Origin of the sequence: Mycobacterium pinniadriaticum (assembly GCF_026242045.1) — a bacterium.
In the GTDB taxonomy this organism is placed as follows: domain Bacteria; phylum Actinomycetota; class Actinomycetes; order Mycobacteriales; family Mycobacteriaceae; genus Mycobacterium; species Mycobacterium pinniadriaticum.
In genome coordinates, this window is sequence record NZ_JAPJDO010000020.1 from 1 (window position 1) to 11,875 (window position 11,875).

General features: G+C 63.6%; 10 protein-coding genes and 2 pseudogenes. 7 read left to right on the forward strand and 5 right to left on the reverse strand.

Annotated elements, in window-relative coordinates:
* Positions 1-392: 392 nt before the first annotated feature.
* From ORI27_RS20250 to ORI27_RS20260, 3 genes and pseudogenes are all read right to left on the reverse strand, one after another.
* A pseudogene (locus ORI27_RS20250) lies at positions 393-794 on the reverse strand (nitroreductase family protein); the annotation flags it as partial.
* Between the two features lie 15 nt (positions 795-809).
* Positions 810-1,343, reverse strand: coding sequence for a cupin domain-containing protein (locus ORI27_RS20255; RefSeq protein ID WP_265998805.1), 534 nt, complete (start codon positions 1,341-1,343; stop codon positions 810-812).
* A 30-nt stretch (positions 1,344-1,373) separates the two neighbouring features.
* Positions 1,374-3,122: a class I adenylate-forming enzyme family protein gene (locus tag ORI27_RS20260; protein WP_265998806.1), complete on the reverse strand. Its 1,749-nt coding sequence runs from the start codon at positions 3,120-3,122 to the stop codon at positions 1,374-1,376.
* A 67-nt stretch (positions 3,123-3,189) separates the two neighbouring features.
* On the opposite strand from ORI27_RS20260, the gene ORI27_RS20265 reads away from it, so the two are divergent.
* The 7 genes and pseudogenes from ORI27_RS20265 to ORI27_RS20295 all read left to right on the forward strand — a co-directional run bounded on the left by ORI27_RS20265 (position 3,190) and on the right by ORI27_RS20295 (position 10,129).
* Positions 3,190-3,933: a TetR/AcrR family transcriptional regulator gene (locus tag ORI27_RS20265; RefSeq protein WP_265998807.1), complete on the forward strand. Its 744-nt coding sequence runs from the start codon at positions 3,190-3,192 to the stop codon at positions 3,931-3,933.
* Between the two features lie 60 nt (positions 3,934-3,993).
* Positions 3,994-5,109 carry a CaiB/BaiF CoA transferase family protein gene (locus ORI27_RS20270; RefSeq protein ID WP_265998808.1) on the forward strand — a complete coding sequence of 372 codons (1,116 nt, stop codon included), beginning with the start codon at positions 3,994-3,996 and terminating at the stop codon, positions 5,107-5,109.
* 88 nt (positions 5,110-5,197) lie between these two features.
* Complete coding sequence (locus tag ORI27_RS20275; protein WP_265998809.1) at positions 5,198-6,487, forward strand: acyl-CoA dehydrogenase family protein; 1,290 nt, start codon at positions 5,198-5,200, stop codon at positions 6,485-6,487.
* Positions 6,484-7,515: a phosphotransferase family protein gene (locus ORI27_RS20280; RefSeq protein ID WP_265998810.1), complete on the forward strand. Its 1,032-nt coding sequence runs from the start codon at positions 6,484-6,486 to the stop codon at positions 7,513-7,515. Before ORI27_RS20275 ends, ORI27_RS20280 begins: the two co-directional genes overlap by 4 nt.
* Entirely contained in the window at positions 7,512-8,273 is a 762-nt protein-coding gene (locus ORI27_RS20285) for an SDR family NAD(P)-dependent oxidoreductase (protein WP_265998811.1), read from the forward strand. Before ORI27_RS20280 ends, ORI27_RS20285 begins: the two co-directional genes overlap by 4 nt.
* Before the next feature lie 26 nt (positions 8,274-8,299).
* Positions 8,300-9,301, forward strand: coding sequence for an LLM class flavin-dependent oxidoreductase (locus ORI27_RS20290; protein ID WP_265998812.1), 1,002 nt, complete (start codon positions 8,300-8,302; stop codon positions 9,299-9,301).
* Between the two features lie 7 nt (positions 9,302-9,308).
* Positions 9,309-10,129 (forward strand): annotated as a pseudogene (locus ORI27_RS20295) (SDR family oxidoreductase).
* Positions 10,130-10,167: 38 nt separating this feature from the next.
* Here ORI27_RS20295 and ORI27_RS20300 read toward each other — a convergent pair.
* Positions 10,168-11,202, reverse strand: coding sequence for a cytochrome P450 (locus ORI27_RS20300; RefSeq protein ID WP_265998813.1), 1,035 nt, complete (start codon positions 11,200-11,202; stop codon positions 10,168-10,170).
* 179 nt (positions 11,203-11,381) lie between these two features.
* The gene (locus ORI27_RS20305; protein ID WP_265998814.1) at positions 11,382-11,825 is read right to left on the reverse strand and encodes an ester cyclase; all 444 of its coding nucleotides are present in this window, start codon (positions 11,823-11,825) and stop codon (positions 11,382-11,384) included.
* Between the last annotated feature and the right edge of the window lie 50 nt (positions 11,826-11,875).

The window sequence follows — 11,875 nt, forward strand, 5'->3', positions numbered from 1 at the left end:
CCTCCGCGGATCGGCCCTGGGCTTCCGCAACCTCACCAACTACATCGCCCGATCGCTACTGGAAACCGGCGGATTCAGACCACAACTACACCGTCAATCGTGAAGAGCCTGAAAAGTCACATCGAGCTGTTGAAGGAAGACGTTGTGGCGACTCTGATCCGACAATGGTTCGAAGCAACCAACCATTACTCGCCAATGATGACTTACTACATCGTCCTCGCGGCGGACCTGTCCGTGCCAGGAGACCAGCGCAGAGTCGTACGCGCTGTGCAACAACGCTTTTCGACGACAAAAGACGTTGTCGTAGTTACGCCGAACTATACGACCTCCTTTCTTCGCCTTGAAGGGCCGGCAATCGATGCCTTGATCACTCAGACCATGCGATCGGGCGACCCGATCCGATCCAGCTGTTGGTCCATCGCCGCCACGCACGTCAGATCGACGGTGATCACCAGCACGACTGCTGCTCGCCGGAATGGCGCGGTGAACTCGTCGGGTACCACCGTGTCCGCGATCGTCTCAGCAGGCACGCCGCTCGGTTCAACGGCATTCCACGGGCTTTCGCCCGCCGATATCTGGGCGAAGTAGCGTTGTGCGCCCGGGACGTTCAGGTCGCCGAGCCGTTCGCGCAGGGCCACATCCCGAACTGCGACGATGTGCGTGCCCTGCCGGTTGCCGCCGCTCGGCGCGAAGCGGGCATTGTCGAGGATTCGGTAGAGGACCGGATCTGGAAGTGGATCGTCGGTGAACTCACGCACCGCGAATGTGGTTCGCATGACGTCGTAGAGCTCCATCGCCGCTCCCTTTCGTCAGGTGGTTCGTGGCAGACCGACCATGGCCACGGCCATGACCGCGGGCTCGGTGCCGCGATTGTGCCAACGGTGCCGGGTGCCGTTCTGGATGTTCACATCGCCTGGGCGCAGTGTCGTCTCGACGCCGTCGTCGAGTTCGAGGACGATCTCGCCGGAGATGACGATCTCCATGTCGACGGTGTCCGTGGTGTGCATGCCGGGGTTGTCGAACTCGTTGGTTTCCAACATGCCGGGTAGCTTCTCCTGCAACTCACGCAGACCCGCTTCGATTTCGAGGTCTTCGAAATTGGTGCCCCCATCGCCGGGCGGGAAGGTCAACAGGAAGAAGCGGTACCCGCCGACCGGGGGGAAGAAAGTCGTCTTGGGCGCGTTGGTGCCGGCGTCGGGAAGGGTCGGTGGTGAATCTGCTCGCCAAAGTTCGTGGTAGGCAGTAGGCGTCAGCGCCACCGTCGTCGGCTCGACGACGCCATCGTCGACGATGACCGCCTTGCCGTGCTCGTCGTGGCCGGTCACCACGCGACGTACGTTCATCGAGATCTCTCCTCGCTTCGTGGCGGCAATTCAGTTCGCAACGAAGGCGTTGCGAAGGGCCAGCCGGTGAATCTTCTCGCTGGCGTTGCGGGGTAGTGGCTCGTCAGTCAGTGCAACGTATTTCGGCACCTTGAACGTTGGTAGCGCTTCGCGCAGGTGCGCGCGAAGCTCGTCCTCGGTGAGCGAGGAGCCTGGTTGGGGGTGGCACACCATGGCCAATTCTTCACCCATGGCATCGTCGGGGACGCCGAAGACCGCGACCTCTTTGACGGATGAGTGTCGGTAGGCGACGTTCTCGATTTCGGCGGGGGCGATGTTCTCTCCGCCGCGGATGACGATCTCTTTGATCCGTCCGGTGATGTGCAGGAAACCATCGGCATCCACGCTTCCCAGGTCGCCGGTGCGCAGCCACCCGTCGGGGGTGAACGCTTCTTCGGTGAGGTCATCGCGCTGCCAATATCCGGGGGTGATGGTGACGCCCCGCAGCTGTATCTCGCCCTCCGACCCGGACTGCAGGACATTCCCCGCAGAGTCCACAGCCCGGAGGTCGATGATCGGTGAAATGATGCCTGCGGCCGTGGGTTTGAGATCGAACACCGGTCCGCTCATCGTTGCGCACACCGACGCCGTCTCGGTCATCCCGTAGCCCGCTGACCGATTCTCGATGCCGAGTCTGTGGCGCAACAACTCGGGAAGCCCTGCCGGGGTGGCGGCCCCGGCCGCGGCGACCCGCGAGATGGATGAGAGGTCGAAGTCGTCAAACCTGGGATGAGTCAACAGATCCTTGAGGATCGCAGGCACCGTCGCGACCATCGTGACCTTCTCGTTCTGGATGGTCTGCATCGCAGTCACGGCGTCCCATTTGCGCAGCAGCACCACCTTCTGACCGACCACGCAGGGCAGCAGGAAGCCGCTGAACAATCCAGTCGCGTGAAACAGCGGCACCGTAACCAGTTGCGCTTCAGTGGTCGCGCCACCACGCAGTTCGATCGCCCCGCTGAATTCGAGGGGGAGGAAGCCGGCCAGCATCATGTGCATTAGTGCCTGACCTACTGAGATATGGCAATAGATCACGCCCTTGGGATGGCCAGTACTGCCTGAGGTGTAGAGAAGCATGGCCATGTCTTCGGGTTCAGGATGCACGATGGCGTAGTTGCGCCCGCGGCCCGCGGCCAGGGCGTCCTCAATGTTCCTGATGTCGAGATCCGCTAGGGGGTGGCCATCGAGTTGTTCTGCGCCACCATCGACATCGCTGAACAGCAGGGCCATTCGGCGTTGTCGCAGTGTTTCGGTGGCCAGTCTGGTACGGGGCAGGTCGGCGGCCAACACAGTCGGGTCCGAGTCACGCAGGGTGAATTCGAGTTCCTCCGCAGACCCCCAACTATTGATCAGCACCGGGACAGCGCCCACATGGACCGCAGCGGCGAAGACCAGGACCCAGTCAGGACAGTTACGCATCGCAATGGCGATCCGATTGCCGCGGTTGACACCCATGTCGTGTTGCAGCACGGCGGCCAGTGCGTCGACGTCGGCGAAGAACTGCTCGAAGGACCACCGTCGGTCACCGAAGACCACAAAGTCCGTACCGCCGTGCCCGCGACCCGAGGTGAGGATGTCGAGGACGGTGGGTGCAGCATGTGCGAAGACGCGTCGGGGTACTCCTGCCACCTGCCGCTCGGTCACGGCGAAGATTCCATCGGCGGCGGTGAACCGGCGAACGGCCTCGTGGACGAGATCAGGAGTCAAAGTCACGATGTCCTCCCTCAGCGTCGGTGCCATGCGCCGACTCCTTCCAAACGGCTAGATACACGAAGTCCACCGTAAAACTACATTGTTTTTCTACAGCATGGTGGTCCTGCTCACAAAGTGGCCTGCTGGGGCGGGGACGGTGCTGACGAACCCGGACACGGCGGGTGCGCTGTTAAAACAACGTCGTCACCGTAAGATGACGGCATGTCGTCGCTTCGTTCCACTACCAAGCAACAGCGAGAGCCTGCTAATGGCTAAGCCGCTCATACCGGTCGACGCGATCTACGAACATGCCTTGGCGCTGATCGACGCCGAGGGTGCGCAGGCGCTCAACGCACGACGTCTCGCCGCCGATCTCAGGTGCTCCACCCGCACGCTCTACCAGCAGGTGGGAAATCGCGAAGAGCTGATTCGGGCACTCATCGACCGCCATTTCTCCCAGCTGCAATTGGACTTCCACGAATATGACTCGTGGGAGTCCACCGCCGTGCAGTGGAGTCTCGCGCTGGACGAGGCGCTGCAAGCGCATCCGTTCCTCACCGAACTGATGAACGTCGACGACCGTGGTGCTGTTACCTCCTATGTCGACAAACTGCTGAAGTCGCTGGTACAGGCAGGAATCGACCGCAGGATCGCCACTGACTGCTGCCGTTCGTTGGTGAATACGACGATCAACCACACCATCGTCGAAGCGCAGGCGCTGCGCCAGGTTCCGCCCACCCGCGCGGGCGCCCTCGATGCGAAGAAGCGGCAGCAGTCCTATCTGCGAACCATCGACTGGATCGTCGCCGGGGTCCGTCAGGAAGTGCTTTCGGGGTTGGCTACCAGCCGTCGCCGCTAGGCGACAGGTCACCGCCAAGGTCTGCGTCATTTTAGAAAACGATGTTGTTTAATGCACTTTATGGATGACGGTGTTGCTGCAGACTCCCCTGACCGGGGTCCGTTGCACGGGATACGGGTGATCGAGTTCGCCGGCGTGGGTCCGGGGCCGCACGCGGCCATGGTGCTTGCCGACCTGGGTGCCGATGTGGTGCGCATTCAGCGACGCGGGGTGTTGCCTCTCGCCGGGTTCAACGCCGACGGAATGCTGCGAGGGCGAGCCGTGGTGGAGGCGAACGTGAAGGACCATGACGACAAGGCCTCGGTCATGAAACTCATTGCGCGGGCCGACGTTCTCGTCGAGGGCTTCCGTCCGGGGGTGATGGAACGACTGGGATACGGCCCAGAGGATATGCAGTCGCTCAACCCACGGTTGATATACGCCCGGATGACCGGCTGGGGTCAGACCGGTCCGCGCGCGCCCCGAGCGGGCCACGATATCAACTACCTGGGTTTGACCGGTTTCCTGCATGCGATCGGGCGACGAGGCGATCGACCCGTGCCGCCGTTGAACCTGGTCGGTGACTTCGGGGGAGGCTCGATGTTCCTGCTCGTCGGCGTCCTCGCGGCGCTCGTCGAACGCCAGACTTCTGGCCGCGGTCAGGTGATCGATGCGGCCATCGTCGACGGGGTTTCGGTGCTTGGCCAGATGATCTGGGCGTTCCGTGGAATCGGATTATGGAGCGACGAACGCGGCGGCAACATGCTCGACACCGGTGCGCCGTACTACGACACGTATGAAACCGCCGACGGCAAGTACATGGCGGTGGGGGCCATTGAGCCCCAGTTCTACACCGAACTACTCATCGGCCTCGGCCTGTCCGATCGAGCGAACCTGCCTGATCGCAACGACAGGGCGCATTGGGAGACGTTGCGGGAGATGTTCACGCACGCATTCCGGAGCCGTACCCGCGATGAATGGTCCGCGGTGTTCGACGGCACCGACGCGTGCGTCACGCCGGTGCTGACGTTCGCCGAGGCCGCCGACGACGCGCACATGTCTGCTCGCGGAGCCGTGAGCGTCATCGACGGCGTCATGCAGGCTTCCGTCGCGCCCCGGTTCTCGCGCAGCGTACCTGGCGTTCCCGAAGCGCCCGCCCGCGTCGCCACTGATCCGGACTTGGTGTGGAGCGACTGAACACGGCCTTTGCAAAATTGCGAAAACAGTGTTTTTCTAATACTTGACCCGGCAGAAGCCAGTCCACCGGGCCGGAGAGGTAGTTTGCATGGCATGGGACTTCTGCGCGGATAAGGACTTCGAACCCACGCTCGACTGGGTACGGAGTTTCGTCGACGACGAGCTACACCCGATCGAGCCGCTGCTTCCGCACCTCTCACCGCTGCAGACCAAGAACCTGCTGGACCCGCTCAAGGAACAGGTACGAGAGCGTGGCTTGTGGGCCGCGCATCTGCCGAAGGATATGGGCGGCAACGGCTTCGGCCAGCTGCCACTGGCGCAGATGAACCTTATTACCGGTCGGGTGGGCTTGGCGATGGAGGTCTTCGGCAACATGGCCCCGGACTCGGGCAATGCCGAACTGATCGCCGAGGGCGGCACCGAGGAACAAAAGGACCGCTGGCTGTGGCCTAACCTCCGCGGTGACCTCCGCAGTGCGTTCGCCATCACCGAACCGTGGGTGTCCGGGACTGATCCGACGCAGATCGAGTCGACGGGAGTGCTCGAGGGCGACGAGTGGGTGCTCAATGGCCGCAAGTGGATGATCACCAATGCGTCGATCGCCGACTTCATCATCTTCATGGTGGTCACCGACCCAGATGCCGCACCACATCTACGCTGCTCGATGATCGTTGTGGAGAAGGACACTCCGGGTCTGACCGTCCTGCGTGACATCCCTTCGATGCACGATCCCGACGTGGCATTCGGTCGGATCGGCAACCACGCGGAGGTCGTGCTGGACGATGCGCGCGTGCCGCGCGACCATCTGATCGGCCCGCAGGGGCATGGTTTCGTACTCTCGCAAGTCCGACTGGGGCCGGGACGGCTGCATCATGCGACGCGATGGCTCGCCGAGGCCGAGCGGGCGTTCGACATGATGTGCGAGCGCGCCCAGTCGCGGTCGTCGTTCGGCAAGAGTTACACCCGCCACCAGATGGTTCAGGAGTACATCGCCAACTCCCGCATCGAGTTGGAGACGGCCAAACTCCTCACCCTGCGGGCTGCGTGGAAGTTCGACCGCGACGGAAATCGGGCGGCGCGCAGCGACATCGCGATGTGCAAGGTGTACAACGCGCAGGTGGTGCACAACGTCGTGGACCGGGCGCTGCAGGTCCACGGCTCCCTGGGCTACAGCGGCGACATGCCACTGGAGTCGATGTACAGGATGGCCCGGATGGCCAGTCTCGTCGATGGCGCCAACGAGGTGCACAAGGTCAGCGTCGCCAAGAGTGAGCTGGCCCGATATGAGGCGGTCGAGGGCTGGCCCAGCGAGCACGTCCCGACCCGGCTGGCCCAGGCCCGTGCGCGGTTCGCCCACCTGCTGGAAGCCAGCGCATGAACCACACCGCGGCGGAGTTCGACGTCGTGCGCTTCACCGACTGGCTAGGTCAGGCGACCGGCGAGCCTGCCGAGGTGACGGTGACACCGATGAGCGGGGGTGCCAGCTGCGAGATGTTCCGAGTCGAGCGGCTCGGACAATCGTGGGTGGTGCGCCGCGCGCCCCTGACGTCGGTGTCCGACACCGCGCACCATGTGGTCCGCGAAGCTCGGGTGATCGAATCACTGGCCGGGTCGGCGGTACCGGTGCCGACCATCCTGGCCGTCGGCGACGACCCCGCGATCATCGGGGCCCCCTTCTTTGTCATGTCCTTCATCGACGGCGAGGTGGTGCGCCGCAACGGCCTCCCTGAAGCCATTGCCGGACAACCAGAGTCACACCATTCGGTGGGGGAGGGTCTGATCGACACTCTCGTCGACCTGCACGAGGTGGACTGGCGGTCCACGCCGTTGGCGGAGCTGTCGCACCCCGAGGGCTTCCTGGCCCGGCAGGTGGATCGCTGGATGGCCCAGCTGGAGTCCTACCGTTCCCGCGAGTTGGACGGTGTCGATGATGTCGCGGCATGGTTGGCGACGAACCAGCCGGCACGCGGTGACCTGACGGTGATGCACGGTGACTACAAACTCGACAACGTGCTGTGGTCGCGGCAGCCGCCCCCGCAAGTGATCAGCGTGGTCGATTTCGAGATGACCACCATTGGGGACCCGCTCATTGACCTGGCTTGGGCGCTGATCTTCTGGCCGGAGGAGGGCAATCTGATCGCGCTCGCCGCGCCGGGGACTCCGAATGGCATCGATGCCGAACAATGCCAAACTCCAGCACAATTGGCGGGGCGGTACGCTGCGGCGACCGGCCGCGATCTGTCCGGATTCGACTGGTATCAGGCCTTCAGCGCATGGAAGTTGGCAATCGTCCTGGAAGCCTCGTACGCGAAATTCCGTCGCGGCGAGTCCGCCAACCCACACCACGAGGTCTTCGGATTCGTCGTGGACGAACTGCTCTCGCGCGCAAAGAGGTTCGCTCGGTGACCGATCCGTTGTTCTCCGTTGCCGACCGCGTCGTTCTGGTGACCGGCGGCAGCCGCGGACTGGGCCGAGCGATGTCTCTGGGTCTGGCCGAACGCGGGGCGCGCGTGGTGATCGCCAGCCGCAAGATCGACGCCTGCGAGGAATTGGCCGCACAAATCCGAGGCAGCGGCGGCGACGCGTTCGCCTTGGCCTGTCATGTCGGCAATTGGGAGTCCCTCGACCAGGTCGTGGCGGAAGCCACAACACGCTGGGGGCGCCTCGACGGACTCATCAACAACGCGGGGATGAGCCTGCTGGTGCCGTTGCTCCTGCAGACGTCAGAGACGCTGTTCGACAAGGTGATCGGCGTCAACCTCAAGGGCCCGACGCGGCTGACAGCCCTGGCCGCCGACGCGATGAAGGCCACCGGTGGAGGGTCGATCATCAACATCAGCTCGCTGGCGTCGGTCAAACCCATCTCGACGGCCCCCGTGTACTCCGCTGCTAAGGCCGGACTCAACGCGCTGACGAAGGCGGCCGCACTGGAGTATGCCAACGCCGGCATCCGCGTCAACGGGATCATCTGCGGCACCTTCGATACCGATGCCGCGGCGGGCTTCGTCCGCAACGCGGACCTGTTGCCCGAGGTCGTGCGGCCCATCGCACTGGGGCGGGTCGGACGTCCGGACGAGATCGTCGGTGCCGCCATATATTTCCTCTCGGATGCGTCCAGCTACACCACGGGATCGTTGATGACCATCGACGGCGGCGTCTCGTGAAGTGTCCCGACTAAGAAAGTTGTCCAATGTCACGGCCGAAAATCTCGTTCGCCTGTCCGCCCGGATTGCAGTCAGTCGAACACAGCCAGATAGCGGAGAAGCTCGGGTACGAGCGCGTATGGCTGTTCGACTCGCCCGCCCTGTACACCGACATCTGGATTTCGTTGGCGCGCATCGCCGACGCCGTCGACCGCATCGGCCTGGGAACAGGTGTCGCCGTCCCCAGCATGCGACACCCGATGGTGACCGCCTCGGCTATCGCCGCCGTCGAGGCACTGGCACCCGGTCGACTTGTCGTGGCGTTCGGAACCGGTTTCACAGCTCGGGTGGCGATGGGGCAGAAGTCAATGACCTGGAAGGCGCTCACGGAGTACACCCGGCAAGTACGCAAACTGCTGGACGGCGATGTCGTCGAGATCGACGGCGGCGCCTGCCAGATGATGCACGTCGACGAGCTCGCGCCGAATAGACCGATCGCCGTTCCCCTCTGGGTCGCGCCCTCGGGTCCTAAAGGCATGAGTGCTGCCCGGGAGCTGGGCGTCGACGGTGTCCTCGTGGTGTCACCGCCGAGCGAACCTCTTGATTGCGCCCACCGCGGCCTTCTGGTTTTCGGCACGGTCCTCCGACCGGGGGAGGACGAGACATCGCAACGCGTGCATGCTGCCGCCGGCCCGGGCTACACCACCAGCGTCCACGGGCTGTGGGAGTACGCCCCCGATGCCGTCGCGTCTGTGCCAGGCGGTGCGGAGTGGCACGAGGGGGTCAAGGGTGAGCGTCCTGAAGGCGAGCGCCACCTCGTCGTTCATCAGGGGCACTTGTCGACAGTCACTGATCGTGATCGCGTCCTTGTCGCCGCTGCGGGTAAGGCGCTCCTCGACTGCGGCTGGTCGGGTGATCCCGATTCGATTGCTGCGCGAATGGACGAGGCGGGCGAGCAAGGCATCACGGAAGTCATTTACACACCCGCCGGTCCTGACGTCCCCGCTGAACTAGAGGCTTTCTCCGCATCGGCTCAGAAGGCCAGCTGAGACGCTGATGCGTAACAACGTCATCGTCATCGTCGGGTCCGGTGGAATGGGTGTAGCGATCGCGCATCGCCTCGGCTCGGGACGCACTATCGTGCTGTCCGATGTGAACCCGCAGAATCTCGAGGCCGTTACCCGGGTCCTGGATGCGGACGGACACGACGTTCACGCGAAGACTGTCGATGTAACCTCGCCACGTTCCGTAGCCGATCTCGCCGCGTACGCCAGCGCGTTCGGACCGATCACGAATCTCGTTCATACCGCGGGTGTCTCACCCGAACAGGCCGATATCGACACGATCCTCCACGTCGACCTGCTCGGTGTGGCTGTGGTGCTCGAGCAGTTCGGCGAAGTGATCGAGGCGGGAGGAGCAGGAGTGGTCATCGCCAGCATGGCGGGCCATTTTCATCCGGCGCGGGGATTGAGCACGCGTTGGCAAGTGCTCAATCGCAGCACCTGATGGCGATACCGGCATGTGCTCCGAAACTGTTCCGCAACCCTCAGGAGGCCTACGGTTTCGCCAAGCGCGCCAACCACCTTCGGGTTGCGGGTGCGGCATCTGCGTGGGGCCAGCGCAGCGCGCGAATCAACTCGATCAGTCCTGGAGTCATCTCTACGGCCATGGGCAGGCAGGAACTCAACGGCAGCTCGGGCACGGTGATCAAGTCGATGATCGACCTATCCGCTGCAGGGCGAATCGGCACAACTGATGACATCGCGGCCGCCGTCGAGTTCTTACTCAGCCCGGCTGCCAGCTTCATCACTGGCACCGACCTCGTCGTCGACGGTGGGATCACCGGTGCAGTCAAAGCCGGCTTGCCCGTGTTTTGATCGCGTACTAGCGGTTGACGGGAATCGTCGCGCTGCCTCTATGACGGAGTGGCGTGCAGATGGAGTTGCTCGTGTCTGCGGACGAGGATGCTGTCCACCCACTGAGGGTTGTGGTCGGGGTCGAGCGCGAAGTTTTGGGTCTGCTCAAGGAGTTCGCTGAGTACGGCGCGGGCTTCTATGCGGGCGAGTGCTGCTCCGACACAGAAGTGGATGCCGTGCCCAAAAGCCAAGTGACGCTTGGGCGATCCCCGTGTCAGGTCTATACGATCGGGATCGTCGAACTGGGCGGGATCTCGATTTCCGGCAGCGAAGAACAGCAACGCTGTGGAACCCGCTGCGATGTGGGTGCCGCCGAGTGTGGTGTCGTGGGGAACGCTGCGCATCATTTGTCGAAACGGCGATTCGAGGCGGAGGGCTTCTTCCACGAAAGCGTCGACTTCGTCGGGATTTTCGCGTAGCTCCTGCTGCAACGCCTGGTTTTCAGCAAGCATCCTCACAGCGTTGCCGAGCAGGCTGGTTGTCGACTCTCCGCCAGCGCTGAGCAGAGTGTGCAGGATGGTCTGCACCTCACCCATCTGCAGGGTGCCGGCGTCCAGTGCTCGCCGCACCGCCAGCAGGATTGTTTCGTCATCGCCCTCACCGGGGTGCCGGACCTGGTCTGCGATCCATTCTTGGATGACGCCGATGCGGGTGACGAGGTCGTTGAGCCGATCCAGTGGCATGGTTCCTCCAACCATTGTGGTGGATTCGAACGCGGCCTGCAGGAGCTGCATCGGGTTAATGTCGCGGAAGCCAATCAGGTTGGCGACCACGGTGATCGGCACGATGTTGCCGATCGTGGCCATGAAGTCGAAGATGTTGTGGCGCAGGGCCGAAGCGACGGTGGTCGCTGACAGCGCGCGGATGTCGTCTTCCAGGGCGCGCATGCGCCGTGCCACCAGCTCCGGGAACACCGCCCGCCGATGGGCGGTGTGCAGCGGAGGGTCGGCGGCTGCCAGGGTGGGGGTGGCGGCGTCGCCGAAGTCGAGGCGGGCAGGCAGGCCGTTCTCGTCGCGGTAGAGCAGGCAGCGCATAGTGGACGAGAAGTCCTCCGGGCGTGCGACCGCTTCCGAGAGCAGGTCGAAGGTGCTGATCGTGACGACGTCGGTTCCGGGCACCGCCCAGACCGGTGCGTGCTCGCGCAACGTTCGGTAGAAGTCGTACGGGTCAGCAAGCACCGACGGGTCTAGCAACATCGAACTGCTCAACCGGGTCATGGGCGCTGAGCGATCTGATCGAACAGACTCGTCATGTCGCTGTAGACCCACGATTCGACAACCTTGGCCCCGGCGAGGGCGTAGATCTCGCAGCTCTCCACGGCGATGTCGCGATGAGTCGCCGCGATGCCCCCGTACTCACCGACGTGGACACCCCGCAGCGTCCAGCGGGCGCAGACGAAACCCCTTGCGCCGAACAGCAGATCCTCGCCCAGGTGCAAACGGTCGAACGCTTCGTTCAATTGGGCGAGGTTCGCCCGGATGTCGCTGATCGTGAGCGGCCTGTCCAGTCCGCTCACCCACCGCGGGGCGTCGGGAAAGAACCCGGCCAGGTAGCCCTCGACGTCGCCGGCGTTCAGCTTGGCGACCGCACAACGAATCAGGTCCTCGTCCCGGCTGCCAGCTGCGTCGGGCTCGCCGGATGCGGGAGTTGTGGACACTCGTCCACTTTGATGGATGTACGTCCATAATTCAAGCCCAACTGGTTTAG